Genomic DNA, 26,610 nt, shown 5'->3' with positions numbered 1-26,610 from the left:
CCGCCGGCGGAACTGCGCCACCGCGTGACATCGCCGGGCGGCACGACAGAGCGCGCCCTGCAGGTGCTGGAGGACGGCGACCTGCGCGGTCTCATGCGCCGCGCGATGGCGGCGGCGGCCGAACGCTCGCGCGAACTCGGACAGTAGGGGCTTCGTCCGCCGCGTTTCAGGCTGGGCCTGGATCGGCATCTGGAGTTTACGTGCCTTCGGCCTGCCGCCTGCCTGCGCTGTCTCGCCAGCGCGCCGCGAGGTACTTTCTTGCGTGCCCAAGAAAGTACCCAAAGAAGGGCACCCGGATTCCGCCCGGGAACCTTGCTCCAGGGCCCTCGGGCCGGCGGCGCTGAAACTCGCTGCGCTGTCGCTCCGCTCAGACAGTCAGCGCCTCTCTTCCGTCCCGAGGACCCCTCCGCAAGGGGCTTCATACGGGGGGATAAGGTCAAGACAACGGCTGGTCTGACGTTCGAGCTTGTAGAAGGAGGCTAGGTATTCGCACATCTTCGGCACGCGCGGCCTTCGGCCATAGCGTGCCGCGCCCGCCAGCGGGCGCCAGCTCCCATCGTAGGATGCGGATGAGCGGAGCGAATCGCATCAGGATTGCCCCGACGCTGGAACGGTGCGTTTCGCTTCGCTCAACGCACCCTACAACTCGGGGCTCAAGACAGGTGCGGGAACACCGCCTGTTTCGACCTACCCTCCCGATATGAGCCCCTTGTGGAGGGCGTGACAGGCCAGGAGAAGGCGCTGACTGTCTGAGCGCAGCGAGTTTCAGCGCCTCCGGCCTGGCGCGTCCGGAGCAAGGTTCTGGGCGAATCCCGGGCGTGTTTCTTGGTTACTTCTTTGCACGAGCAAAGAAGTAACTCGGGGCGCGCTGCCGAAACAGCGCTTGGCAGGCGGTGGACCGAAGGCACGTAAACTCCAGATGCCGAACCAGGCCCAGCCTCAACGACGTTGAGGGCCAACCAGGGCACATCAAGGCCCGCTAGCTGGCGCGCGGGAGAAGGCTAGTCGTCGGGGAGGCCGAGGCGGCGCAGCCAGCGCGCCGGGTCACGAGCGCAGACCAGAAACTCGGGGTTGAGCATGCTCTCCTTCGTGTTGTAGCGAAGCTCCTGCCCATGGAGATCCGTCACATGCCCGCCCGCGGCCCTCACGACCGCGTGCGCGGCGGCGGTATCCCACTCGCTGGTCGGCCCCAGCCGCGGATAAATGTCCGCGGCCCCCTCGGCCACCATGCAGAGCTTCATCGAACTGCCCAGGCTCACCAGCTCGTGCGGCCCCAGGCGTTCCAGGACAGCCTTGAGTCGCTCGGCCCCGTGCGAACGGCTGCCGGCCACCAGCGGCCGTTCGCTGTCGATACGGTCGCGCGCCACCTCGATGGTGCGCGGGGCCTCCATGCCATCGCGCCGGATGGCGCCACCACCCGCGTGCCCCGCATAAAGACGCTGCAGGACCGGGCTCCAGACCACACCCATCAGCGGCTCGTGGTCATGGATCAGGGCAATGTTCACCGTGAACTCGCCCGTGCGCTTGACGAACTCGCGGGTACCGTCGAGGGGGTCAATCAGCCAGTAGGTCCGCCACTGCTTGCGGCGCTCGAACGGGACATCCTGCCCCTCTTCGGACAGGACGGGCCACTCCGGCGCAATGTCGCGCAGGCCCTGTGCAATCACGCGATGCGCGGCCAGGTCGGCCTCCGTCAGCGGGGAGCGGTCGTCCTTTTCGGTGACCGCAAAGCGGGTCTCGTAGATCTCGAGAATGGCGTGGCCGGCATCCTCGGCCAGGCCACCCACTTCCTGCATCAGGGCGGTCAGGGCCGCATCCCTGGGCGGTTCGTTCATCGGGGCGTCCTTGTGGTTCTACTGGTACCGGATGCGCGTACCTTGGCAGAACCCGGCTCAGGCGTCGAGAAAATCACGCACCATGTAGAGCGCCGCGATGGAGCGCGCCTCGGTGCAATCCTCGCGGGCGACCAGCTCGCCCAGCCGGTCGAGCGACCAGGGGACCACTTCGATGGCTTCCGGCTCGTCACCCTCCGCACGCTGGGGGTAGAGCTCCTCCGCCACAATCAGGTGGGTCTCGTGGGACATGTAACCGGGCGCGACGGTCAGCGCGCCGAGATGGGTCAGGCGGTGACCGCCATACCCGACCTCCTCCATGATCTCGCGGTTCGCGGCCACCAGGATGTCCTCGCGGGCCTCGATCCGGCCCTTGGGCAGACCGAGCTCGTAGCGGTGGGTGCCCGCCGCGTATTCGCGGATGAGCAGCACGGTGCGATCCGGCTGAACCGGGGCGACGATGACCGCGCCGTTACCCCGGCTGATCAGGCGCTCGAAGCAGGTGCGCGCCCCGTTGCTGAACTCGAGGTCCAGCTCCTCGACCTCGAACAGCCGACTGCGGGCCACCGTGCGGCGGCCCTGGACATCCGGTTTGTGTCGGCTCATCGGCAGTTCATTCAGCGTTGCGCAGGCGTACCTGGGTTCTCAGCTCGCCCTCGAACAGGGTGTCCAGGATGATGCCATGGTCGGACTCGACGACCTCGAAACCCTCCTGGGCCTCGGGCTCGGTATCTTCCAGACGCAGGTCCAGATCCCCCCAGTTTACGGCTATGGTGACCCGCATGGGGAAGTAGCCGTCGAGGAAACGTCGCACGAAAGGCCCGTTCTCCATCTTGTAGACACCATCACCCTCGTGCTCGATCACGCGCATGCGCGCAGTGACACAGACTTCGGAGTCCTTGTGTACACCGCGCAGATCGACACGGTCGCCCCGCGCCTCGGCCTGATCGATGTTGGTGGTGGATTCGACCTGAAGGTCCTCGATTCGCTGTTCGTTGTAGGCAATGACCATGCGCCGGATCGGTGCGATGTCGTTGTGGCACTGGCGCAACTCGACCCAGCCGTCCTCGAGCGAAGACTGGCTCAGCGTGATCTGATTCTGATGATGATGAGGCACCTGCTCCGGCTCCTCGGTCAAAAACTTGATTTCCGGACTGGTCGTCTGGGTATCGTCCGGCGATACCGTATCGCCCCACAGGCTGTCATCCTCGAGCGGATCGTAATCGGGGTCGTCCGGGTCCATTGCCTGCGCCGAGAGCGGCAACAGCGCCAGGGAGACCAGCGCCAGAAGCAGGGGACCGGGGGCCATACGGGAATCAGGTACTATGGAAGCCATCGCAATTCACCTCCTTTGAGGTTCCGTTCGCTGTGGACCCCAAAAACCCCGAAAAAAATCCGAATCCGCAGGAATCTTCGGTGCATGTCGACTGGTCGCGCATCGATACGGTGCTGTTCGACATGGACGGCACACTGCTGGATCTGCACTTCGACAACCGCTTCTGGCGCGAGCTGATCCCTGCCGAGTACATCCGCTGCCAGCCGGATGACCCGGAATGCGCCCGCCGGCGTCTGGAAGACGAGATGCAGCGCGTGCGCGGCAAGCTCGAATGGTACTGCGTGGACCACTGGACCCGGTTCACCGGCCTGGACGTACTGGGACTGAAGCGTGAACTGGCGCACCACGTCACGATCAAGCCGCATGCCGAGGCGTTGCTGGACACGCTCTCCCGCGCCGGCCGCCGGCGTGTCCTGGTGACCAACGCCCATCCGAAGGTCTACAACTTCAAGCACCAGCTCACGCGAATCGGGGACCACCTGGACACGATCGTCTCCGCGCACGATCTCGAGTGCGCGAAGGAAGACACCGATTTCTGGGAGCGCCTCCAGCGTGTCGCTCCCTACGATCCGGCCCGCACCCTGCTGGTCGACGACAACCTGCTGGCCCTGGCCAGCGCAGCCCGGCAGGGGCTGACCGAGCTGCGCGGCATGCGCTACCCGGACGAACGCGGGGAGCCGATGGACTCGCGGGATTTCCTGCTGCTGGAATCACTGGCCGATCTGCTACCCGGGCTGCCGGGCGGGCAACGCCCCGCTACTTGACCGGGGTCGGCAGGTTGCGGATCAGATCCAGGCGGATCCGTACGTCACGCCCCTCGCACTCGCCGTCCAGCCAGTGATACCCGTCCGCCTCGCGCACCTCGCGCGGGGTCACCTTGCCCCACCAGGCCTGACTGGAGTCGGGCTCGGCCCAGTTCAGCTGCAGGGTCTCGCCCGTGAGAATGGCGATCTCCAGGCGCTCGATCACATGCTTGGGAAGGGCGGGTTCGGTCATCGGGGCGGTTCGCGATAGTCAGTCGGATCGGGCACGCCCGCCGCGGCAAAGGCTGCGCGGCGCGCCTGGCACTGCGGGCAGCGCCCGCAGTGAAGCGATTGTGCCAGAAGGCAGCTCCAGGTGCGGGACCAGTCGATCCCCAACGGATCGGTGCTGCGGATGATCTCGGCCTTGGACTGCGCGATCAGCGGGGCCTCGATCGCCAGCCCCGGCACCAGCTCGTCCGCCAGCGCCGCGAGATGCCCGATAAAGGACGGGCGCGACCCCGGGCCATGCCCCTGGTCCTCGCGATTGAGGGCGAGCAGGATGCGCCCCGCCCCCTGGTGCTCCGCGAGATTGACCGCCAGGGCCAGTACCAGCAGGTTGCGCTGCGGCAGCGGCACATGCGCGACCCACTCCGAGCGTTTGGCAAACGCCTGGCGCAGCGCGCGCAGATCCATCTCGACGGGCTCGACCCCATAGTCCGCGCCCAGGGCGCGGATCGCAGCCCGCTCGCGCTCGGCATTGCGCTGGCCGTAATCCACCCACATGCCGCGCAGCGGTCGGCCCTGCACATGCCGCTGCACCAGCAGGGCGCTGCTCTCGATACCCCCGGACAGCAGGAGCAGATCCGGGGACGATTCACCCGTGTACTTGTCCGTGGCGCCCATTCGGGCACCATACGCAAAGCACACGCCCGCAGAAAGGAACCCTGATGATCGACGAGCTGCGCCGCCACTGGCAGCGCCTGATGCGCACGGATCTGAGCGACACCGAATCCGGCGACGACGAACAGCGCCTGCAGCGCGCGGCCGCCGCGCTCATCATGGAGGTCTGCCGCGCCGACTTCGAACTGCACGAGGTCGAACTCGACTCCGTGCGCGCCAGCCTGATCGAGCTGTTTGAACTGGATGCGGATACCGCCGATGGCCTGCTCGAGATCGCCCGCGAAAAGAGCGACGAACTCGTATCCATCCACCCGATGGCCCGCGAGGTCAACGCGGCCTTCGACGCCAACCAGAAAGCCGACATCATGCGCGCACTGTGGCGCGCCGCGTGGGCCAACCAGGACCTGCACAAGCGCCAGGAGGCCGTGATCCGGCACCTGGCCGATCTCCTGTACGTCCCGCATTCGACATTCATCCGCACCAAGCACGAGGTCCTGGGCGATGCTGCCGATCCGGACTGATGGAGGGTGGCGGTAATGGGCGACCCGGGCACACTACTCGCCGCCCTTGCTGTGGGCATCCTGGGGGGCGTTCACTGCCTCGGGATGTGCGGTGGCATCGTGGGCGCGATCTCGCTCGGGCACGGTCGCCGGGGTCCGGGATTCGACCTGCTCCTGGCCTACAACCTGGGGCGCATGGGCAGCTACGTGATCGCCGGCGCCCTGGCCGGCTGGCTGGGGGCCACCCTGCTGGGCGGCCTGCCGGCCGGGCAGGCAATCCTGCAGGGGATTGCCGCAGTCTTCCTGGTCCTGTTGGGACTGTACATCGGTGGCTGGTGGCCGGTCCTGGCGCGTCTGGAGCAGGCGGGTGGTGTGGTGTGGCGTCGCATCGAACCCCTCGGTCGGCGGTTTCTGCCAGTGCGGCATGCCGGACAGGCACTGCTGGTGGGCGGGCTCTGGGGCTGGCTGCCCTGCGGGCTGGTCTACAGCGTGCTGGCCTGGTCGCTCAGCGCCGGAGGGGCCACCGAGGGCGCCCTGCTGATGGCGGCCTTCGCCCTGGGCACGCTGCCGAATCTGTTGCTGATGGGGGTCTTCGCGGCGCGCATGGCCGCATTCGTGCAACAGCGCTGGGTTCGCGCCCTGGCCGGGGCCACGATCCTGCTCTACGGCGGGTGGATGCTGCTGCGGCTGACGATGTAACCCCCGCCTCCCGGCGGGGGTACGAATGGACCTCAGTCGGCGAAGAACTCGCGGCTGAAGCTGATGGGCAGGGCCCGCTCGCTGCCTTCCGGCGTTACCTCGAGCTCGAACTCGAGCGTCTCGCCGCGGCGAACGGTCACCTCGGAAAGCTGATAGATGGCGTCGCCATCCTGGACTTCCCGGAAGCGCAGACTGCGCATCTGGTCTTGCATGTTGGTCGCGGTACCACTGAGATCCGCGGACACAGCCTTCAGGCCGTCATTGGTGCGCTCCATTACGGTCACGTTGACCATCGCGCGGTTGGCGCTGCGGCGCACGTCGTAGGCCTGAGCGACCTCGGGGGAAAGGAAGGTCGTGTTGATGACGTTGTAGTACACCACGTAGTTGTCGAATTCCGCCTCGCTGGCGGACGCCATCGAGCTGCCGAGGGCAACCGCCGCCAAAGCGACGATGAAGCCGGTGATGACCCGATGCACTCTTGCCATGGCTAACTCCTCTGCCGTTCAGGGTAGGCGAGGGCGGTGCCGCCGGCATGAGGCTGACACCACCCCCTGTCCTCGAGTCTAGCGCCTTTTCGTGCAGATGAAACCGGCAAAAGAAGAGGGTTTCCGGGCCCGGTTGATCTGGATCAGAAAGAGCGCACCAGAATCAGCAGGATGTACAAACCCACCAGTGCAACCATCGGGGAAAAATCAATTGCGCCGGCCTGCGGCAGCGTCCGGCGCAGAGGACCAAGGATGGGCCGATTGACGTCGGCGGCCAGGCGCAGGATGGGGTTATGTCCCCCGCCTCCACCACCCGCCTGGATCCAGCTCATCACGACCTCGATGATCAGGGCGATCATGAATACCCAGATCACGGTGGTCAGCACCTCGCGGATGGCGACGTAGAAGATCACGCCCAGCCCCACATCCGCCCCGAGAATCGCGGCACGCAGCCAGAGTTCGATGCACTTGAGCACGATAATCAGCACGATCGCGGCCAGATCGAACCGCCCGACCGAAGGGATCACCCGCCGCAGGATTCTTAGCGGCGGGTCGGTCAGCATCACGATCGTCTGCGAGATCGGGTTGTGGTATTCCGCCCGCACCAGCCCGAAGATCGTACGCAGGATCAACAGGATGATGTAGATCCCGAAGATGACGCTGATCAGGAAGATGGCAATCTCTTGTCCGGGTCCGGCGGCAGTCATGCGGGCTCCTTGCGGCAGTTCGACGGGAAGTCGGCGACATTCTCGGGCATGCCCGGCGGGATGCCAAGACAGACGCAGATTGAGTCAAGTGTTCTCGGGCACCCGGTCAGGTACCTCGAATCCGGTCCAGGGTATCGCGCACCTGGGTCGCGATCTCTTCAATGGAGAGCTCGGTAACGTCCAGGTGAGGGATGTTCCAGATCTCCAGAAATTCCTGGATCGCGGCACATTCCGCGCGGCACTGGCCGAGGCTTGCGTACTGGCTCCCGGGACGGCGGCCCTCGCGGATCTGGGACAGCCGCTGGGGGGTGATGGTCAGCCCGACCAGGCGCCCGCCCAGGCCCCGCAGGCTGCGCGGCATATGCGGAGTGTCGTCCTGACCCAGGTCCTCCGGCACCAGCGGGTAGTTGGCCGCGAACAGGCCGTAGTTCATTGCCAGGTAGAGGCTGGTGGGCGTCTTGCCCGAACGCGACGCACCCAGCAGCACCACATCGGCCACGGAAAGATCCTGGGTGGACAGGCCGTCGTCATGCGACAGCGTGTAGTTCAGGGCCTCGATACGGCGATCGTAGCGCGTCACGTCCCCCATGCCGTGGGCCCGCCCGGATACCGGCTGGGCGGTGACCCCGAGCACCTCCTCCAGCCGCCCGACCTGCTCCCCGAACACGTCGATGACCGGGACGGGGCTGTGGCGCAGATCCTGGCGCAGGTCGGCATTGGCCAGGGTGGCCACGACCACCGCCGGCTGCGGCCCGGCCCCGATCCGCGCGAACACGCTGGACAGCCGACCCGGGGTCTGCACGAATGGCAGCCGATGCCAGGCCGGGTCCAGGTCCGGGAACTGGGTGAACAGCGAACGCGCCAGCGTCTCCGCGGTAATCCCGGTCCCGTCGGACACCAGATACACCTGCGGGCACCGCGGATCCGCCATGTCCTATCCCCTCACCTTCGCCAGTTGCTCCCAGGTGGAGAGTAGTGCATCCGGGTTCAACGACAAGGAATCGATGCCCTCGTCCATCAGCCACGCGGCCATCTCGGGGTAGTCGGACGGGGCCTGTCCGCAGATCCCGACGTACTTGTCGGCATCCTTCGCGGCCCGGATCGCCATGGTCAGCAACGCCTTCACCGCATCGTCGCGCTCGTCGAAGGAATCCGCCACCAGGCCGGAGTCACGATCGACGCCCAGCGTGAGCTGGGTCAGGTCGTTGGAGCCGATCGAGAAGCCGTCGAAGTGCTCCAGGAAGCGCGCCGCCAGCAGGGCGTTCGACGGGATCTCGCACATCATTACGACCTTCAGGCCGTTCTCGCCGCGGCGCAGCCCCTCCTCGCCGAGCACGTGGATCACGTCCTCGGCCTCGGTCAGCGTGCGCACGAACGGGACCATGATCTGCACGTTCTCGAGCCCCATCTCTTCGCGCACGCGGCGCAGGGCCTCGCACTCCATCGCGAACGCAGGGCGGAAGGTGTCAGAGCGATAGCGCGAGGCACCGCGGAACCCGAGCATCGGGTTCTCCTCCTCCGGCTCGTAGCCCGCGCCCCCGATCAGATGGGCATACTCGTTGGACTTGAAGTCCGACAGGCGCACGATTACCGGCTCCGGCGCGAAGGCCGCGGCCAGCGTGGCGATGCCCTCGGACAGTTTGCGCACGAAGAACTCGCGCGGGCCGTCGTCGAACCCGCGCAGGCGCTCGGCGATACGCTCCTGCGCATCGGCATCCAGCCGCCCCGGGTCCTCGGCGTAGTCCAGCAGCGCCAGCGGATGGACACCGATGGTGCCGTTGATAATGAACTCCAGCCGTGCGAGCCCAATCCCGGCGTGCGGCAGCTGCGAGAAGGCATAGGCGCGGCCCGGGTTGGCCACGTTCAGCATCAGCTTGACGGGCAGCTCCGGCAGCTCGCCGATATCGGTCTTCTTGACCGAGTAGTCGAGCCTTCCGGCGTAGACATGGCCATCGTCACCTTCGGCACAGGAGACGGTGGCCTCCATGCCATCGGACAGGGCCTCGGTCGCATCGGCACAGCCGACCACCGCCGGGATACCCATCTCGCGGGCAATGATCGCCGCGTGGCAGGTGCGCCCGCCGCGATTGGTCACGATCGCGGCGGCACGCTTCATCACCGGTTCCCAGTCCGGGTCGGTCATGTCCGCCACCAGGATGTCGCCCTCCTCCATGGTGTGCATGGAATCCGGGGAATCCAGCACGCGCACGACCCCGGCGCCGACCTTCGAGCCGATCGCCCGGCCGGTGACCAGCGGCGTCTCGCTATGCGGGGCCAGCTCGTAGCGCTCGCCCGCGCCGAGCTCGACGCGGCTCTCCACCGTCTCCGGGCGCGCCTGCACGATGAACAGCTCGCCGGTCTCGCCGTCCTGGGCCCACTCGATGTCCATCGGCCGGCCGTAGTGCTGCTCGATCGCGACCGCAAAACGACCCAGCTGCTCGGCATCGGCGTCGCTGAGGCAGAAGCGCTCGCGCAGGTCCCGCGGCGTGTCTTCGGTGCGCGTGCCGCCCTCGTCCAGGACCATGCGAATGGCCTTGGTGCCGAGGGTGCGACCAATGATCGCCCGCTTGCCGGCGGCCAGCGCGGGCTTGTAGACCTGATACTCGTCCGGATTCACCGCACCCTGCACGACGGTCTCGCCCAGCCCCCAGGCGCCGGTGATGAACACCGCGTCGCGAAACCCGCTCTCGGTGTCGAGGGTAAAGATCACGCCGCTCGCGCCGACATCGGAACGCACCATGCGCTGCACCCCGGCGCTAAGGGCCACCTCGTCGTGGGCGAAGTTGTTGTGCACCCGGTAGGCAATCGCGCGGTCGTTGTAGAGGCTGGCGAAGCACTCGCGCAGCCGCGCAAGCAGCGCATCGATACCGCGCACATTCAGAAACGTCTCCTGCTGCCCGGCAAACGAGGCCTCGGGCAGATCCTCGGCGGTGGCCGAAGAGCGCACGGCGACGGGCACGTCATCGCCCAGCTTGGCGTAGTGCTCGCGCACCGCCTGTTCCAGCTCGTCCGGCAGTGGCGCCGCCTCGATCCACCCACGCACCTCGCGCCCCGCCTCGCGCAGGGCCTCGATGTCGTTGATGTCGAGATCGGCCAGGCGCGCCTTGATCCGGGCAGCCAGGTTCTCGTGCTCCAGATGCGCACGGAAGGCGTCGGCCGTGGTCGCGAACCCGCCGGGCACGCGCACGCCAGCCCGCCCCAGCTCGCGCAGAAGCTCGCCCAGGGAGGCGTTCTTGCCGCCCACCTTCGCCACATCGTCCATATTCAGATCGTCGAGATCGACTACCCAGCGCATCGCGCCTCCCGGGAAGGTTTGTGAACTGTCTAACACGGGTCAATGGCGCCATTGGGATAGACTGAATCTATTTTTGACCCCACATCTGAGGAGGCCACGTGTCCATGCGCCCGACCCTTTGGTCCAGCTTAACGAAAACCGCCCTCGGGGGAATGCTGCTCGGCCTCGCCCTCGGCTTGCCCCCCGTACAGGCCAAGGACGATCCGTCCTCGCTGGCCATCCTGGGTACCGTGGAAGATGTCGAAATCGTGGACGAGGGGATCGTGCTGGAGGCACGGCTGGATACCGGTGCAACCTCGTCATCGCTGAACGCGCTCAACAAGGAGAAATTCGAGCGCGACGGCGAGGACTGGATCCGCTTTGACGTCGTCGACCCCGATGACGAAGACGCCTACATCACACTGGAGCGGCCGATCGAGCGCAGCGTCCGCATCCGCCAGCACAGCGGCGACAGCCAGGAGCGTCCGGTCATCGCGATGGAATTCTGCATCGGTGATCAACGCATCAAGGCCGACACGACCCTCATTGACCGCAGCAACCTCACGTATCAGGCCCTCATTGGTCGCACGCACCTCGCCGGGCATATTCTGGTCGACTCCGGGGCCGAGCATACGCATCGGCCCGACTGCGGAGACGACAATTCGTGAGACGATTTCATCTTCCGATCCTGATCGTTCTGCTGAGTACGATCGGGCTCGGGATCTTCGCCTACAAGGTCATCGCCCTGGACATGCCCGTGATGCCCGGGGCATCGGCCGAGACCTGGCAGGTCGAGGCACGTGTCCGCTATCAACCAACAGGCGGTGCCGCCAACGTGCAGCTCCGCATCCCCGACCGCTTGCCCAATTTCGCCACGCTGGACGAAAACTTTGTCTCGCGCGGGTATGGCCTGAACACGCTGCGCGCCCAGGATGACCGGATTGCGCAATGGACCATACGCCAGCCGCGGGGGGAACAGGTGCTGTACTACCGCGCGACCCTCTACCGCGATGGCGATGATCGCTCGGATGCCGAGTATCCCGGCCCCGTCGCAGCCCCGGAGTGGACCGAGCCCTACCGCTCCGCGGCCGATGCGCTGATCGAGGATGTCCGCGGCCGTTCCTCGGACATTCAGACCTTCGCCTCGGTGCTGGTCAATGACCTCGCCCACGCCGCGCCCGCGTCCAACGCCGCGGTATTCGCCGATGACGGCGGCGACCGCGTGAAACGTACCGAGACCTTGATTGAACTTCTGGCAACAGCCCGTATTCCCGCGCGCACTGTCACCACGCTGCACCTGCGCGATGGGCGCCGCGACGTACGCCCGGAAACCTGGATCGAGGTCCACAACACACGGCGCTGGGTGCCCATCCATCCGCTGTCGGGCGAGATCGAATATCCGGACGACGTAGTCGTCTGGGCCCATGGTTCCGCGCCCCTGCTGGAGGTCTCCAACGGACGCGACGCCGAGGTCCGCTTCGCCGTCTCGCGTGGCGTACAGGACGCACTGACCACCGCCCAGCGATTCGGCGAGACCGTCAACGCCCAGCTGATGGAGTTCTCCACCCTGAATCTCCCGCTGGGGACCCAGAACACCTACCGCGTACTGCTCATGGTCCCCCTGGGGGCCATGATCATCGTGTTCCTCCGCAACGTGATCGGCGTCCAGACATTCGGCACGTTCATGCCGGTACTGATCGCGCTGTCCTTTCGCGAGACACAACTGCTGGCCGGGATCATCCTGTTTACCCTGATCGTGTCACTCGGCCTGGCCGTACGCTTCTACCTCGAGCACCTGCGATTACTGCTCGTGCCGCGACTGGCCGCAGTAGTCAGCGTGGTCATCATGCTGATGCTCGGGATCAGCATCCTTTCGCACCAACTGGGGTTCGAACGGGCGCTCGCGCTATCGCTGTTCCCGATGGTCATCCTGGCCATGACGATCGAGCGCATGTCCGTGGTCTGGGAAGAACACGGGCCATCGGACGCGATTACCCAGGGCATCGGCAGCCTGGCCGTGGCCGCGGCCGCCTATGGCCTGATGGCCAATCGCCACCTGGAACACCTGCTGTTCGTATTCCCCGAACTGCTGCTGGTGCTGCTGGCGATGACCCTGCTGCTCGGGCGCTATACAGGCTATCGCCTGAGCGAGCTGTTCCGCTTTGGCCGCATGCAGGAGGCCATGCAGCCCTCCAAACGCTCGGAGGATCGCTAGCATGGGCTGGCTGCCACGCTTCGTACTCCCGCGGACCCTGCGCGCGCAGGGCATTGTGGGAATGAACGCGCGCAATGCGCGCTTCATCGCCCAGTACAACCACCGGCGCTTCTACCCGCGGGTGGACGACAAGCTGGAGACCAAGCGCCTTGCCCTGGACGCCGGCCTGTCGGTGCCCGAACTCTACGGCGTCGTCCGTTCGCATCACGAGATTCGCAAGCTCGACCGTCTGCTGCGCGCCTACCCCGGCGGCTTCGTGATCAAGCCGGCGCATGGGGCCGCCGGCGACGGCATCCTGGTCATCACTGGCTGGCGCGGGGATCGGCTGCGGCGCGCCAGCGGCCGCACGATGGAGATGAGCGAGCTGCACGACCACTGCTCCAACATCCTCTCGGGGATGTACAGCCTGGGCGGACGTCCAGACGTCGCGATGATCGAACAGCGGGTCCGGTTCTCCTCGGCCTTCGATCAGATCACCTATCGTGGCGTGCCCGACATCCGCACCGTCGTCTACCGGGGGTACCCGGTCATGGCCATGATGCGCCTGCCCACCCAGGACTCCGATGGCAAGGCCAACCTGCACCAGGGTGCGGTCGGCACCGGGATCGACCTGGCTTCCGGCAAGACCATCGGCGGCGTGCAGCACAACCGGCCCATTTGGGAACACCCCGACACCGAACACTCGATTGTCGGCCTGGAAATCCCCGGCTGGGATGACCTGATGCAACTGGCGTCGGGCTGTTACGAACTGAGCAAGCTGGGCTATCTGGGCGTGGACGTGGTGATCGACCAGGAGCGCGGCCCCCTGATCCTCGAACTCAACGCGCGCCCCGGACTCGCGATCCAGATCGCCAACGGCGAGGGGCTGGAGAGCCGGCTGCTCGCGGTGGACGCGCACCTGGTCGGGCGCGACGGCACCGAGCCCCCCGAGCAGCGCGCGCGCTGGGCCGCCGAGGTCTTCGCGCGTCACGAAGCAACGGAAGCGGCGCCTGCGGATGCCGCTTCGGCCACTCCGACTGCACAAGGCGCGGATTCAACAGGGGTCGAGCTGCGCTAACGAGATGGGGGCTTCTCGACCAGCGCCGAGAGGCCCGAGCCACTTTCCGCTATCCTAGGTCCCATGACCTCGACAGCGCATTCCCACAGTCCGGCGGATATCGAGCAGGCACTGGCGGACGCCGAGCGCGTCTGCGCCCGACGCGGGGCCCGGCTCACCGAACAGCGTCGCCGCATCCTCGAACAGATCCTGCGCACCGACGGCGTGATCAAGGCCTACGACCTGATCCATGCGCTGTCCTCCGACGACCACAGCATCAAGCCGCCAACGGTCTACCGGACCCTGGCCTTCCTGCTGGAACAGGGCCTGATCCACCGTATCGAGAGCCTGAACGGCTTCGTCGCCTGCTCTCACCCGGGGGAGCGCCACGAGTCGGCGCTGATGATCTGCGACGGCTGCGGCCAGATCACCGAGTTCCACACACCGGAGCCGGCCACCCAGGCGCTCGAGGCCCAGGCCACTGCCCAGGGCTTTGCCATCGACTCGCGCATGGTCGAGCTGCACGGGCACTGCGCGGACTGCCGTAACGCCTGACTGCCGTGCCCGCCACCCTCCAGGCGTTTCCCCCGGTCCTGGACACCCGTACCCGTGCGGTGGTGCTGGGCAGCTTCCCCGGCGTGGCCTCCCTCCAGGCCCAGGCGTACTACGCGAACCCGCGCAACCAGTTCTGGCCGATCATGGCCGCCATCCTCGGCGAGCCCTTCCCCGACCTTGAATACCCCGAACGAATCCGGCGCCTGCTCGCACACCGTATCGGCCTGTGGGATGTCTACGGTGCCTGCCAGCGCGAGGGCAGCCTGGACAGCGCCATCCGTGCCGCCTCACCCAACGATCTCGCGCAGCTGACACGGGAGGCGCCGGGGCTGCGCCTCGTCCTGCACAACGGCGCGGAGAGCGCACGTCGTCTGCACGAGACCCAGGCACTGGGCGTCAAGGCCCTGCGCCTGCCATCGACCAGTCCGGCCAACGCCCGCTGGAGCTTCGAGGCCAAGCTCGAGGCCTGGGCCGAAGCGCTGGCAAGCGCCGGGATCCCCGAGAAACCCTAGAAGGCCTGCCTGGCGCCACAGGGCAGCTGTGCCGGGGTTGTGCGGTAAAATGTTATCTCATAACATTCCCACCAGAACGTAACGATATAACAATCCAGGCGCGCCAATAATCCCGGCGCGCCTGCTCGTTTCTGGGAGCCCGTCATGCCGAATCACACGAACCTGTTCCGCCCGGCCCTGGGCGGACTGACCGCCCTGGCGCTCGCCGTGCCGGCCAGCGCCACCGCCCAGCAGTGGGAGACCCGCGCGGGAGACCGTAACTGGGGGCTGGACATCTCGCTGATCCTGGAAGGGATCTACTACAACGAGTTGTCGCACGGGATCAGCGAACCGGCCGGCTTCGATGACGGCCATGACCATGGACACGGCGATGGCCATGACCACGGCGGCTTCGACGATGGCTTCAACCTCGGACACAACGAGCTGGCCTTCGAAGCCAATCTCGGCGACCTGTTCGACGGGTTCCTGATGCTCGGGTTCGACGAGGACCACCTCGACGTCGAAGAGGCCTACCTGACCACCCGGGCCCTGCCGGGCGGCTTCCAGGTCAAGGCGGGCAAATTCCTGTCGGACATCGGCTACATCAACAGCCGCCACGGCCACGACTGGGATTTCGTCGACCGCCCGCTGGTCAACGAATACCTGTTCGGCGACCACGGCCTGCAGGAAACCGGCGTTCAGGCCACCTGGCTCGCCCCGACCGCGACCTACACCAAACTCGGGGTGGAGCTCCTCCAGGGCGACAACAGCTTCATCCCCTATCAGGGCTCGGGCGGCTCGCACACCACCAACGCCGGGGACGAAATCGGCTCCTCGTTCTCCGACGTATCCGGGCCGCGCCTGGTCACCGCCTTCGCCAAATTCGGCCCCGATCTGGGCCCGGACCACGCCGCGCAGTTCGGTATCTCCGGCGGCTACGCCCGCACCTGGCAGGAAGAGACCGAACACGGTTCCGGCCTGGAGGAATGGGATGGCGATGCCTGGTTCGCCGGTCTGGACGCCGTCTACAAGTACAGCTCGGGGCGCGCCTACGGCCACGGCGACTGGCGGCTGCAGGGCGAGTATTTCTATCGCGAAATCGATGTCGACTATCAGCGCCGAGAGGACCAGACCACCATCGCCGGCAACGCCCAGGGTAGCGGCAAGGCGCGCCAGGACGGCCTGTATATCCAGGGCGTCTACGGCTTCGCCCCGCGCTGGGAGGCCGGGCTGCGCTCCGAGGCCCTGGGCCTGACCAATCGCGGCCTGCCCACCAACGAAGGCAGCGAGCGCAACTTCGCGGAGCCCTCGTTCGGCACCAGCTATCGTCATTCCGCCCAGATCACCTTCCGCCCGGTGGAGCCGGTATTCCTGCGCGCGCAGCTGTCGCAGAACGACTTCGTCGACGAGGACGGTGATCGCGACCGCGGGCTGGAATTCATGCTGCAGCTGAACGTGGCCCTCGGTGCCCACGGTGCCCACCGCTTCTGATCACCCTTGCCTTGTTCAGGGCTGGCAGGACCTTCAACACCCTGCCGGCCCCATCTAGTACCCCGATATCACCAGGAGTCCCGCATGTCCTTTAGCAAGACTCGCACCCGTATCACCCGGACACTCGCCGCCGTGGCCTCGGTGGCCGCACTCACCTTCATCCTGCTACCCGCGCAGGCGGCCGCCGGACTGAACATCGTGGCCACCACATCCAGCCTCGGTGCCCTGGCCCGCGAGATCGGGGGCGACGAGGCCGAGGTCCGCGTGCTCGCGCCGCCGGATCGCGACGCACATTACCTGGACGCCCGCCCAAGCTTCATGGCTGCCCTGCGCCGGGCCGACCTGCTGCTGGAAATGGGGGCCGGCCTCGAGGAAGGCTGGCTGCCCGCCGCCCAGCGCGGCGCCCGCAACCGTGCAATCAATTCGGGGCAGCCCGGCCACTTCCGCGCAGCCGACAAGGTCGAACTGCGCCGCTCCATCACCAAGGACGGCCCGAACATGGGCCACGTGCACGAGGAGGGCAACCCGCATTTCAATGCCGACCCCCTGCGCATGGCCGAGATCGGGCTCGCGCTGGGCGAACGCATGGGCGAGCTGCGCCCCGATCACGCCGAGGCCTTCATGGAACGCGCCGAGGCGGCCGCCGAACGTCTGCGTGAACACGCCGAGAAGCTGGCCGAGCGTGTGGAGCCAGACCAACGCATCGTGGTCTACCACGAGGACCTCGACTATCTGGAGGAGTGGCTGCCGGTCGAGATCGTCGGCTATCTGGAGCCGGCCCCGGGGATCCCGCCCACCGCACGCCACCTGCGCAGCCTGGTCGGCGACCTGGAAGGCACCGACGGAGCCGTGCTGTATGCGGTCTTCCAGCCCGAACGGGGCGCGGAGTTCCTGGAACGCCACCTCGGCTGGCCGACTCATGCCGTCCGCCTCGACCCGCCGGACGAAAAGGCGCTGGAGGGCTATCTGGAACTGATGACCACCTGGGCCGAGGCCCTGTCGCAGCGCTGACGTCCGTCAAACCAGCACCGCAAAGGGTCTCCATGTCTTCTGCCAACACCATCCTGCGCGCCCGCTCCGCCTGCCTCGGGTTCGAGCGCCCGGTTCTCGGCCCTCTGTCTCTGGAGGTCCCCGCGGGCGCGCGCTGGGCCCTGACCGGCCCCAACGGGATTGGCAAGTCTCTGCTGCTGAAAGCCGTCACCGGCCAGGCCCGGGTTCATGGCGGCCAACTGGAGCTTGCCCCCGAGACCCGCACCAGCCTGCTCGCGCAGAATCACCCGCGCCGCCAGCCCTGGCCGCTGTCCGGGCATGACTGGTTCCGGGCCATGGGCGCGCAGACACCCGAACAGTCGCGCATTCGCGCCCTGATGGACCAGCGCCTGGACCGCTTGAGTGGAGGGCAATGGCAATTGCTGCGTCTGGCCGCCGCCCTGACCAACTGCAAGGGACTCGGCCCGGCGAGGCGGCTGATCCTGCTGGACGAGCCCGCCAATCACCTCGATGCCGAGGTCCGCCACGATGCCATCGAACTGATCGCCGCCCTGCCCGGTGAATCCACACTGCTGATGACAAGCCACGACGATGACTTCCTGAGGGCCGCTGGCGTGCAGGATCACCCACTGGCGGAGTACCTCCATGACCGGTGATCTGCTGCTGGTCCCGTTCGTGGCCGGGCTGCTGGTGACCGGCGTGCTGGCGCTGGCCGGTGCCGGACTGTTCCTGCGCGGGTCGGTCTGGCAGGCGCTGGCGCTGGGGCAGTGGGCCGCCGCGGGCGGCGTGCTCGCATCCGTGCTGCACTGGCCCGTGCTGGCAGTGGCCCTGCTCCTGGGTGCCGGGGTTATGGCGTTGCTGCAACGCAGTGCAGATCGCGAGCGACTCCCCCTGGCCGTGTTCCTGGCGGGGCTGGCCGCCGTTACCCTGCTGGCTGCCAATTTCTCGCAGGCCAGCCTGGCCGCGGCCGCCTGGGCCGAGGGCCAGCTGTACTTCACCGGTCCGGCCGAGCTCTGGGCCGTGGCCATCCTGGGTGTCGCCAGCCTCATCCTGTGGCCCGGGCTTCGGAGGGTCTGGCTGTACGCCCAGATCGCCCCCGACGTCTCCGCCGCGCCGCCCCCCGCACCCTGGCTCCGGCTCGTCGAGATCGCCTGGCTGGTCGCCGCGATCGTGCTCGGCAGCATGGTGCTGGGCCTTCCGGCGGCACTGGCGACCCTGCTCCTGCCCGCCTGGGGTGCCGCCCATCTCGCACACAACCTGCGCAGCCTGCTCCTGTGGGCGCTGGCCATCGCCCTCGCCGGGTTCCTGATCGCATGGGCGCTGAGCCTGCCGCTGGACCAGCCCTTCGCCCCTGTGCTCGTGCTGGTACATACGGGCCTGGCCCTGCTGGCCCGCCTGGGGGTGCGCGCCTGGGTGTGATCTCCCAACAGGTTGTCCTCAGGGAGGCCGGGGCAGCCTGTTGAGAGATCACGCCCAGTTGCAGCGGGGGCCGCCGGCCGCTAGCGTCGCGGACATGAACCGCGCCGAACGCATCTTTCATCTGCACCGCCTGCTGCAGGCCCGGCGTCCGCCGTCGCTGGCGGACCTGATGGAACGGCTCGAGGTCTCGCGCGCCACGATCAAGCGCGACATCGAGTACATGCGCGATTTCATGCAGGCGCCGATCGAATACGACCCGCAGGCCAACGGCTACCGATACGGACAGGACGCCCCGGCCTTCGAACTGCCCGGGCTGTGGTTCAACGAGTCCGAGTTGCTGGCACTTCTGACCATGGAGCAGCTGCTGGAGGACGTGCAGCCGGGTCTGCTGGCACCCACTCTGGGTCCACTGAAGGATCGTATCCGCGAGCTGCTCGCCAGCGGCGGGCACCAGCCGGACGCTGTGCGTCGTCGCATCCGCATCCAGCCGCTGGCGCAGCGGGGTGGGCGGAGCGAGGGCTTTCAGGCCGTGGCCGCCGCCACGCTGGACGAACAGCCAATCGCGATCGAGTACCACGGCCGCGCCCGCGACACCGCAACCCGCCGCGTCGTGCATCCACAGCGCCTGCTCTACTACCGCGACAACTGGTACCTGATCGCCTGGTGCGAGCAGGCACAGGACCTGCGCACCTTTGCGCTGGAACGCATCCGTTCGACAACCCCGGCAGACGGCACCTACCGCGACCTCGACGAGACTACGCTGGATGCCCACATCGGCTCGGCCTTCGGCATCTTCACCGGCCCGGCACAGGAATGGGCCGAGCTGCGCTTCACCCCGGAACACGCGCGCTGGGTCGCCGACGAGACCTGGCATCCGGACCAGATCGGCGAATACGAGGGCGAGGCCTACCACCTGCGAGTCCCCTACGCCGACCCCACCGAGCTGATCCAGGAGATCCTTCGTCACGGACCGGGCGTCGAGGTGCTTGCGCCCGACAACCTGCGCACGCGCGTCGCCAAGGCCCTCAGGGAAGCGGCCCGTCAGTACCCGTAAGGACCCGCGTTTCGCAACCAGCAGGCCTGCGGCGCACTTGTAATGTCACAAAACCGGCATACACCCGTGAGCCGCACAGGAGTTTTGTGAACCTCGATTCACCCCTCGGCTTCTCGCCCGCCACCACGCGCCCTAGCATCCGGGACACACATGGAAAGCGTCTAATAACAAAGGCGAAGGAATCCTGGGATGTTGCGCACCTATCGGTCACTGAAGAATCGATATGGCCGCTATCGGCTCTACCGGGTGCATCGCAAAGAAGCGACAAAGCTGCTGCGACCAATCGAACAAAAAAAAGGGCGCCTGCCCGGCTCCATCCGCCGCCAGACGCGAGAATACGCAACCGAAGTGCTCGGCTGGAGCGGCTATGCCGACTGGCTTCAGGTATACGCGACCGTGGCGGGAGAATTCCGCGAGGGCTGGATTCCCGGGAACTACTACAGCCAAGTGGTACTGCCAAGCATCAACCGCAAGGCGGGCGAAATATCCAGCATCCGATCGCTGTCGCGCCATCTCTTTCGCAGCCCGCACTTTCCCGATCGCGCCCACGTGATGAACGGTCGGCTGATGTCTCCGTCTTTTCGCCCGATCCCGGACGACGCCTGGGAGCGCACGCTGTTCCGCCATTCCAATCGTGTCGTGTTCAAACCCGACGGAGGCCGCGAAAGCAGCGGGGTGATGTTACTGGACGCCCGCTCACTGGACCGTGAACGTCTGCGGACGCTGCCCGACGGCACCCTGCAGGAGTTCGTGGTCCAACATGAACTGTTCGACCAGATTGCCCCCGGGTTTGTGACCACCCTGCGCATCACCACCGTACTGCATCCCGATGGCCAGGCTCGCGCCCGCGCCGCATTCCTGCGCACGGGCATCGATCCCAACCAGCACGCTCCGCAGGCGGCCGATTTCTGTATTCCTCTGAATCGTGCCACCGGGGAGCTGGAAGAACTGTACATCCCCGTCTCGGTCGAGACCGGGCGCCTGGGCCCCTTCGGCTATCTCCCCGACTGGACCGAGACAGAGCGCCACCCCGTCTCCGGCATCAAGTTCGCGGGTCTCGAGGCCCCCGCCTTCCGCGAGGCCGTCTCGGTCGTGGAGAAACTCCACAACCGGATCCCCCATGTCGGCTGCATCGGCTGGGATGTCGCCATCAGCCGCCAAGGCGAGGTTCGCCTCCTCGAGTGGAATGCACGATTGCCGGCCATTACCTTCGCCGAGGCCGCCATGGGTCCCTGTTTCACCGGCCTTGGCTGGGAGGATCTCTGGCGCCCGGCGGCCAGGAGCCGCCCGCAGAAGCCGCGCGGCAGCAGGGTCAAGGCCAACCCGACTGCCAAGAGCCCACCCAGACCTGCCTGAGCGAGAGCACCATCGGGTCCGGTGGCTCATTCTGTGAGCCACCCCAGGTGCTACAACGGACCCCGGATCCAGACAAGATAGGGAGTCCAAGATGCCGAACAAGATCCAGCAGGCCCGTCCGATCCCCACCCTGCGCGGCTACTACGCCAAGCGCGGGCGCTACAGCGCCACCGCCACCACCGAGGAACTGCTGCAGACCATCCCGCTGGCCGGCTTCCGCCACCACGACGCCCCGAAGCTGTGGAACGCCCTGAAGCGCGGCCAGGCCCTGACCCTGCGTCGGGAACGCCTGAACCCGCACGACGACAAGGCTGTCGCCATCGACTGGGTCGACCACCAGCTCGGCTACCTGCCACGCGAGCAGAACCAGCTCGCCGCCGACCTCCTCGACCGCGACGAACCCCTGATCGCCCGCATCATCGCCAAGCGCGACAGTGTCAGCAGCCGCAAGCAACTGGAACTGGGCCTGTACCGCATGCGCCCCGCCCGCGGCGCCTGAAACCAGGCTTCAGTGACCGCCCGAGCCAACGCCGGTTCGAGCGAAAACGCTCGGGGGCCTTGCCGGAAGGGATCATGCGACCAGGAGGCCGCGCGTCTCGTCCATCAGCCTGCCGTTTCTGCTCAACCGGAAGATTTCGCGGGACCTCAGTTTCGGGGCGCGAGGAAGACACCGTCCCCTGAGACCCGAGACCCTTGCGCTTGCGGAAAGGCTGGGGCGCTGCGGATCACCATTGGCATCTTGCTGGACCCACTCGCTACACTTGAACGCAGGGGAGCAGCAAACACACGGGAACCGGGCGCGGCACAGACAGGGGGGGCGGCTGACGAAAAGTCAGGCCGGAACAGATCATGGCCATGGCGGACAAACGCAGACATGGACGGCCCGGCGCGCCCAGCGATCTGGACCGTTACCGCGCGGCGTTCGAGCAATCACGGGATGCGATCCTGTTTCTCGAGGGCGATCGTGTGCGGGACGGCAATCCGGCCGCCCTGGATCTGTTCGGGGTGCCCGACAAAGCGACGCTCACCACACTCCGCATCACTGACTTGTCGCCGGCCTGCCAGCCCGATGGCCGCCCCAGCGAACAGGCCGCCATCGCCTGTATCGACCAGGCCCTGCATCGGGGCAAGGCCCTTTTTGAATGGGTCCACCGCAGGTGGGACGGGACCGAGTTTCTCACCGAGGTTCTCCTGAGCCGCCTGGACCTGGACGGCGGCCCGGAGATACTGGTTTCGGTGCGCGACATCAGCGCACGCAGGGAAACCGAAGCGATTCTTCAGCGGCGGGAAAAGGAACTGGCCGAGGCGCACCGAATCGCGCGCCTGGGCGGCTGGACAGCTGACCTGCGCACCGGGGAGATCCACTGGTCCGACGAGGCCTGTCGCATCCTGAACATGGACCCGAGCCGCCCGGACGGCACGCTGGAATCCTTTATGCGCACGGTCCACCCCGACGATCGAAAAAAGGTTCGGACGGCGATTGACCACGCTCTCGACACAGGTCATCTGCATGTGGACCACCGCCTCCTGGACCCCGACGGCCGCATGCGCGCCCTGCGCCATCGCGGCCAGGTCGAGTCTGACAGTGATGGCAAACCGGCACGCATGATCGCAGCCCTCCAGGACATCACCGAGCAAAGGGAGCTTGAAGACAACCTGCGCCGGATGGCCGCGATACTGGAACACACACAGGACGTGGTGACCATGCACGACGGAGAGGGCGCCATGCTCTTCATGAACGCCGCCGCGCGCCAGTTCTTCGGCCTGCCCGAGGTTGCGGGGCGGGCCCTCGCGAGGGCCGGAGACGACCGGGATCGTTCCGGGCTCCCCCTCCAGACGCTGAGCGTCGAGGAGACGGTACGGCATGTACATCCCGACTGGGCGGCCAGGAAGGTCGTGGAGGAAGGGCTGCCCTGCGCCCGCCAGACGGGTTTCTGGGAAGGGGAGACCGCGCTCTTCGATGCCTGCGGCCAGGAGGTGCCGGTATCCCAGGCCATCATCGTCCAGCGCGACGAGGAGACCGGAAAAACGCTGCAGACCTCGACCATTTTCCGGGACATCACGGAGAGACGCGCCCTGGAAGACCGCCTGCGCCGGGAAAAGACGCTATCGGACTCGATCCTGAAAAGCCTCCCCGGGGTCTTCTATCAGCTGGATTCGCAAGGCCGCCTGGTGCGCTGGAACGACCGGATGATGACCGTGACAGGCCGTACTGGCACAGAGCTGGATGGGCTGAATGCGCTGGAGATTCTGGCGGAAGAAGACCGGCAAGCGACGGCTCGCGCGATCGAGGAAGTCTTCACAAGAGGCTACTCGCAGATCGAGAGCCGGCTGATCACCCGGGGCACCACGACGCCTTATCTTTTCAATGGCTTCCGGGTCGAGCTGGATGGCGAACTGTATCTGCTGGGGGTCGGCATCGACATCACCGAGCGCAAGCGGCTGGAGGCCGCCCTTCGGCAGAAGGCGTCGACCGACCACCTGACCGGCGCGGCCAACCGCCAGCGCCTGGACGCCGAACTGAAACGGGCCCTGGCCCACCATCAACGCTACGGTGCCCCCACCACACTCGTGATGTTCGACCTGGATCATTTCAAGGCGGTCAACGATACATACGGGCATGAGGTCGGCGACCGCGTCCTGCTGGGTGTAACGGCTCGGGTTTCCAGAGAGCTGCGGGATTCCGACATCCTGGGGCGCTGGGGCGGCGAGGAGTTCGTGGTCCTGCTGCCGGAAACCGGCCTGCAGGAGGGTTTCGATATCGCCGAGCGCCTGCGCCGTGTAGTTGAAGACGAACGCTTCCCGCCGGCGGGTCCCGCCACCATCAGCCTCGGGGTCACTGCCTTTCGTGCAGGGGATTCGCCGGCCAGCGTGATGACTCGAGCGGATCAGGCCCTTTACCGCGCAAAGAACACCGGTCGCAACCGTGTGATGATGGAGAGCGAGGACGAGCCCGCGCTTTGAAGCCCCGCCCCTCCTGCACCGGGAAAGCCCAGCCAGCGCCTACCGCTCACGAGCCCCCCTGAATCCCTGCCTGCCCCGACGGGAACAGGATCTCGTGCCGCCGCAAGACCCGGATCAGCTCACCCAGATCGTCTTGGCATTCTGGAACTCGCGGATGCCGAGCTCGGAGAGCTCGCGGCCGTAGCCGGAGTCCTTGATGCCGCCGAAGGGCAGCCGGGGATCGCTCTTGACGATACCGTTGACGGCGGCGAAGCCGCATTCCAGGCGCCGCGCCAGGGCCTCGCCGCGCACCCAGTTGCCAGTCCAGATGCTGCCACCCAGGCCGAAACGGGAGCGGTTGGCCAGGCGCACCGCCTCGTCGGCGTTGCGGGCGCGGGTGACGGCGGCAACGGGGCCGAAGGTCTCTTCATCGAACGCCGCCATGCCCGGCTCGACGCGGTCCAGCAGGGTGGGGGCATAGTAGTAACCAGGGCCATCCAGGATCGCACCCCCGGTCACACACTCGGCCCCCGCATCCAGACTCCGCCGAACCTGGTCGTGCAACTCGTCGCGCAGATCCGCGCGCGCGAGTGGTCCGACATTGGTCTCCTCGGCCATCGGGTCGCCGACCACCAGTGCCTCGATAGCCCTGCGGAAGCGTTCGACGAAGGCGTCGGCCACGCCCTCTTCGACGATAAAGCGCTTGGCGGCAATACAGGTCTCACCGTTATTCTGGAAGCGCCCGCGCACCGCCTGTTCGACGGTATAGTCGAGGTCCGCGTCCCCCAGCACTATAAAGGCGTCGGAACCGCCCAGTTCCAGCACCGAGGTCTTGAGCGCCTTGCCGGCAGCAGCGCCCACCGCGCGCCCGGCCCTTTCCGATCCCGTCAGACTCACGCCCTGCACGCGGGCGTCGGCAATAATGCCCTCTACCGCGTCCGACCCGACCGGCAGGTTCTGGAACACGCCTTCCGGCAGGCCGGCCTCGGTAAACACGCGCTCCAGGTGTTCGGCGCAACCCGGGACATTGGAGGCATGCTTGAGCACGACGGTATTGCCGGCCAGCGTCGCCGGGAGCGCCTGGCGAAAGACCTGCCAGTACGGGAAGTTCCAGGGCATGACCAGCAGGATGGCACCCAGCGGCTGCCAGGCGACAAACGAGCGGCTCGCGTCGGAGGCGATCATGGTGTCCTGGAGAAAGTCCGGTCCGCGGTCGGCATAGTACTCACAGGCGATTGCGCACTTGTCGACCTCGGCGCGCGCCTCGACAAGGCGCTTGCCCATCTCCTGCGTGGCGGTGCGCGCCAGCGCCTCGCGCTGATCGCGCAGCACGGTGGCCAGATCGCGCAGGCACTGGGCGCGAACCGTCGAGGGATGCGCCGCCCAGTCCTGCTGGGCGCTGGCCGCCCGCGCCAACGCAGCCTCCAGCGCCTCGGGAGCCATGCGCGGATACCGTGCCAGGGTTTCGCCGGTGGCGGGATTGATCGCGGTCAGGTCGGTCATATCGAGGCCTCGGAGTTACGGAACCCGGTTTGAAGATTGACAGTCACCCGAGTATAAGACCACCCCCACCGGCTTTCGGAAGGACCTTGGGACCATGTCGATTGATTCGATTCGCTCTGTCTGCCTGCTCGGCGGCACCGGCTTTGTCGGCCATCAGATCATCCGCCGCCTGGTCGATCGCGGTATCCGCGTGCGCGTGCTGTCGCGGCGCCCCCACCGCCACCGCGACCTGCTGGTAAATCCGGAGGTTGATCTGATCGAGGGCAGCCCCCACGACCCGGCCACGCTGGAGCGCTTCTTCGCGGGCCAGGATGCGGTCATCAACCTGATCGGGATCCTCAACGAACGCGGCCGCGATGGCTCGGGCTTTCGCGCCGCGCACGTGGAACTGACGCAAAAAGCCCTGGCGGCCGCCGAGTCCTGCGGGGTCCGTCGTTTCCTGCAGATGAGCGCGCTTAATGCCGACATGGAGAACCCGCCCAGCCAGTATCTGCGCACCAAGGGCGAGGCGGAACAACTAGTGTTCGCCTGCGACGCCTTCCCGGTCACGGTTTTTCGCCCATCGGTGATCTTCGGGCGCGATGACTCCCTCCTGAACCGCTTCGCCACCCTGCTGAAGATCTCGCCGGTCATGCCGCTGGCGCGCGCGAATGCGAAGTTCGCGCCCGTCTACGTGGGCGATGTCGCCGAGCATTTCGTCGACGCACTGGAGGATCCCGAGACCTTCGGCGAGGGCTTCGAGCTGTGCGGCCCGCAGACCTATACCCTGCAAGAGCTGGTCCGCTATGTCGGCCAGCTGATCGGCCACCGGCGCCCAATCATGGCGCTGCCCGACTGGGCCGGCAAACTGCAGGCGAGCGTGTTCGAGTTCGTGCCCGGCAAGCCGCTGTCACGCGACAATTTCGCCTCGTTGACCATCGACAGCGTCTGTGAAGGCGGCTCGCGCCTGCCCTGCCCGACACGGCTCGAGTCGATCGCTCCGGAATACCTCGGTGGCGGCCTCGAGGCACGCAAGCAGGCCCTGCGCACCCACACGCGCGAGGTCGACCGCGGCTAGCGCCTGGCGCGGCCGCGCGGCGCC

General features: G+C 66.8%; 28 protein-coding genes. 18 read left to right on the top strand and 10 right to left on the bottom strand.

Translation table 11 applies throughout. The features are described 5' to 3' along the window. Positions 1–147, top strand: a 147-nt coding sequence (locus G372_RS13600) for a pyrroline-5-carboxylate reductase family protein (protein WP_038095862.1), incomplete at its 5' end; no start/stop codon positions are given. An 854-nt stretch (positions 148–1,001) separates the two neighbouring features. On the opposite strand, the gene cysQ is transcribed toward G372_RS13600, so the two are convergent. Genes cysQ through G372_RS0111730 form a run of 3 tightly spaced genes read right to left on the bottom strand, consistent with a single transcriptional unit; the run spans position 1,002 to position 3,168 of the window. Continuing rightward, positions 1,002–1,835: a 3'(2'),5'-bisphosphate nucleotidase CysQ gene (gene cysQ, locus G372_RS0111740; protein ID WP_019623984.1), complete on the bottom strand. Its 834-nt coding sequence runs from the start codon at positions 1,833–1,835 to the stop codon at positions 1,002–1,004. Between the two features lie 57 nt (positions 1,836–1,892). After that, a complete protein-coding gene (gene nudE, locus G372_RS0111735) occupies positions 1,893–2,438 on the bottom strand; it encodes an ADP compounds hydrolase NudE (RefSeq protein WP_019623983.1) in 546 nt (181 codons plus the stop codon). A 7-nt stretch (positions 2,439–2,445) separates the two neighbouring features. Continuing rightward, complete coding sequence (locus tag G372_RS0111730; RefSeq protein ID WP_038070488.1) at positions 2,446–3,168, bottom strand: hypothetical protein; 723 nt, start codon at positions 3,166–3,168, stop codon at positions 2,446–2,448. A gap of 80 nt (positions 3,169–3,248) precedes the next feature. Here G372_RS0111730 and G372_RS0111725 point away from each other — a divergent pair, with 80 nt between their 5' ends. Continuing rightward, positions 3,249–3,932: an HAD family hydrolase gene (locus G372_RS0111725; protein WP_019623981.1), complete on the top strand. Its 684-nt coding sequence runs from the start codon at positions 3,249–3,251 to the stop codon at positions 3,930–3,932. Here G372_RS0111725 and G372_RS0111720 read toward each other — a convergent pair. Together G372_RS0111720 and G372_RS0111715 are read right to left on the bottom strand one after the other, a co-directional pair. Continuing rightward, on the bottom strand, positions 3,925–4,164 hold the full coding sequence (locus G372_RS0111720) for a hypothetical protein (protein ID WP_019623980.1): 240 nt from the start codon (positions 4,162–4,164) through the stop codon (positions 3,925–3,927). The two genes, G372_RS0111725 and G372_RS0111720, sit on opposite strands and share 8 nt — an antisense overlap. Next, positions 4,161–4,814: a 7-cyano-7-deazaguanine synthase gene (locus G372_RS0111715; protein ID WP_019623979.1), complete on the bottom strand. Its 654-nt coding sequence runs from the start codon at positions 4,812–4,814 to the stop codon at positions 4,161–4,163. Before G372_RS0111715 ends, G372_RS0111720 begins: the two co-directional genes overlap by 4 nt. 44 nt (positions 4,815–4,858) lie before the next feature. On the opposite strand from G372_RS0111715, the gene G372_RS0111710 reads away from it, so the two are divergent. Together G372_RS0111710 and G372_RS0111705 are read left to right on the top strand one after the other, a co-directional pair. Next, positions 4,859–5,332 (top strand): tellurite resistance TerB family protein, encoded by a 474-nt coding sequence (locus G372_RS0111710; protein ID WP_019623978.1) that lies wholly within the window; start codon positions 4,859–4,861, stop codon positions 5,330–5,332. 15 nt (positions 5,333–5,347) lie between these two features. Next, positions 5,348–6,010 (top strand): sulfite exporter TauE/SafE family protein, encoded by a 663-nt coding sequence (locus G372_RS0111705; RefSeq protein ID WP_018863489.1) that lies wholly within the window; start codon positions 5,348–5,350, stop codon positions 6,008–6,010. Positions 6,011–6,042: 32 nt separating this feature from the next. Here G372_RS0111705 and G372_RS0111700 read toward each other — a convergent pair whose 3' ends face one another. From G372_RS0111700 to ppsA, 4 genes are all read right to left on the bottom strand, one after another. After that, complete coding sequence (locus G372_RS0111700) at positions 6,043–6,495, bottom strand: DUF4426 domain-containing protein (RefSeq protein ID WP_018863488.1); 453 nt, start codon at positions 6,493–6,495, stop codon at positions 6,043–6,045. 143 nt (positions 6,496–6,638) lie between these two features. Further along, positions 6,639–7,202, bottom strand: a complete 564-nt coding sequence (locus G372_RS0111695; RefSeq protein ID WP_018863487.1) for a YggT family protein — start codon at positions 7,200–7,202, stop codon at positions 6,639–6,641. Positions 7,203–7,308: 106 nt separating this feature from the next. Further along, positions 7,309–8,133, bottom strand: a complete 825-nt coding sequence (locus G372_RS0111690; protein WP_019623977.1) for a pyruvate, water dikinase regulatory protein — start codon at positions 8,131–8,133, stop codon at positions 7,309–7,311. Between the two features lie 3 nt (positions 8,134–8,136). Further along, entirely contained in the window at positions 8,137–10,497 is a 2,361-nt protein-coding gene (ppsA, locus tag G372_RS0111685) for a phosphoenolpyruvate synthase (RefSeq protein WP_019623976.1), read from the bottom strand. Positions 10,498–10,601: 104 nt separating this feature from the next. Between ppsA and G372_RS0111680 the strand changes: the two genes are divergently transcribed. The 13 genes from G372_RS0111680 (at position 10,602) to G372_RS0111620 (ending at position 24,047) form a co-directional block, all read left to right on the top strand. After that, entirely contained in the window at positions 10,602–11,144 is a 543-nt protein-coding gene (locus G372_RS0111680; RefSeq protein WP_483027341.1) for an ATP-dependent zinc protease family protein, read from the top strand. After that, the gene (locus G372_RS0111675) at positions 11,141–12,691 is read left to right on the top strand and encodes an inactive transglutaminase family protein (protein ID WP_019623975.1); all 1,551 of its coding nucleotides are present in this window, start codon (positions 11,141–11,143) and stop codon (positions 12,689–12,691) included. Before G372_RS0111680 ends, G372_RS0111675 begins: the two co-directional genes overlap by 4 nt. A gap of 1 nt (position 12,692) precedes the next feature. After that, complete coding sequence (locus tag G372_RS0111670) at positions 12,693–13,748, top strand: alpha-L-glutamate ligase-like protein (RefSeq protein WP_019623974.1); 1,056 nt, start codon at positions 12,693–12,695, stop codon at positions 13,746–13,748. Between the two features lie 63 nt (positions 13,749–13,811). Continuing rightward, entirely contained in the window at positions 13,812–14,282 is a 471-nt protein-coding gene (locus G372_RS0111665) for a transcriptional repressor (protein WP_018993261.1), read from the top strand. A 5-nt stretch (positions 14,283–14,287) separates the two neighbouring features. Continuing rightward, positions 14,288–14,794, top strand: a complete 507-nt coding sequence (locus G372_RS0111660; RefSeq protein ID WP_019623973.1) for a DNA-deoxyinosine glycosylase — start codon at positions 14,288–14,290, stop codon at positions 14,792–14,794. A gap of 144 nt (positions 14,795–14,938) precedes the next feature. After that, on the top strand, positions 14,939–16,264 hold the full coding sequence (locus tag G372_RS0111655) for a hypothetical protein (protein ID WP_018863479.1): 1,326 nt from the start codon (positions 14,939–14,941) through the stop codon (positions 16,262–16,264). Positions 16,265–16,348: 84 nt separating this feature from the next. Beyond that, on the top strand, positions 16,349–17,275 hold the full coding sequence (locus G372_RS0111650) for a metal ABC transporter substrate-binding protein (protein ID WP_019623972.1): 927 nt from the start codon (positions 16,349–16,351) through the stop codon (positions 17,273–17,275). Between the two features lie 32 nt (positions 17,276–17,307). Next, positions 17,308–17,910, top strand: a complete 603-nt coding sequence (locus G372_RS0111645; protein WP_019623971.1) for an ATP-binding cassette domain-containing protein — start codon at positions 17,308–17,310, stop codon at positions 17,908–17,910. Continuing rightward, on the top strand, positions 17,900–18,673 hold the full coding sequence (locus tag G372_RS0111640) for a metal ABC transporter permease (protein ID WP_018863476.1): 774 nt from the start codon (positions 17,900–17,902) through the stop codon (positions 18,671–18,673). Before G372_RS0111645 ends, G372_RS0111640 begins: the two co-directional genes overlap by 11 nt. Positions 18,674–18,767: 94 nt before the next feature. Beyond that, positions 18,768–19,727, top strand: coding sequence for a helix-turn-helix transcriptional regulator (locus tag G372_RS0111635; RefSeq protein WP_018863475.1), 960 nt, complete (start codon positions 18,768–18,770; stop codon positions 19,725–19,727). Between the two features lie 189 nt (positions 19,728–19,916). After that, a complete protein-coding gene (locus G372_RS0111630) occupies positions 19,917–21,083 on the top strand; it encodes a sugar-transfer associated ATP-grasp domain-containing protein (RefSeq protein WP_019623970.1) in 1,167 nt (388 codons plus the stop codon). Between the two features lie 91 nt (positions 21,084–21,174). After that, positions 21,175–21,582, top strand: coding sequence for an HIRAN domain-containing protein (locus tag G372_RS0111625; RefSeq protein WP_019623969.1), 408 nt, complete (start codon positions 21,175–21,177; stop codon positions 21,580–21,582). A gap of 350 nt (positions 21,583–21,932) precedes the next feature. Then, the gene (locus G372_RS0111620; protein WP_019623968.1) at positions 21,933–24,047 is read left to right on the top strand and encodes a GGDEF domain-containing protein; all 2,115 of its coding nucleotides are present in this window, start codon (positions 21,933–21,935) and stop codon (positions 24,045–24,047) included. A 114-nt stretch (positions 24,048–24,161) separates the two neighbouring features. Here the strand turns inward: G372_RS0111620 and G372_RS0111615 are convergent, their stop codons facing one another. Beyond that, positions 24,162–25,529 carry an NAD-dependent succinate-semialdehyde dehydrogenase gene (locus G372_RS0111615; protein WP_019623967.1) on the bottom strand — a complete coding sequence of 456 codons (1,368 nt, stop codon included), beginning with the start codon at positions 25,527–25,529 and terminating at the stop codon, positions 24,162–24,164. 94 nt (positions 25,530–25,623) lie between these two features. Between G372_RS0111615 and G372_RS0111610 the strand changes: the two genes are divergently transcribed. Further along, complete coding sequence (locus tag G372_RS0111610; protein ID WP_019623966.1) at positions 25,624–26,586, top strand: complex I NDUFA9 subunit family protein; 963 nt, start codon at positions 25,624–25,626, stop codon at positions 26,584–26,586. Positions 26,587–26,610 lie beyond the last annotated feature (24 nt).

The organism is Thioalkalivibrio thiocyanoxidans ARh2, assembly GCF_000385215.1.
In the GTDB taxonomy this organism is placed as follows: domain Bacteria; phylum Pseudomonadota; class Gammaproteobacteria; order Ectothiorhodospirales; family Ectothiorhodospiraceae; genus Thioalkalivibrio; species Thioalkalivibrio thiocyanoxidans.
Note: the sequence above shows the minus strand (reverse complement) of the source record. Positions and strands in the feature narration are given on the sequence as shown.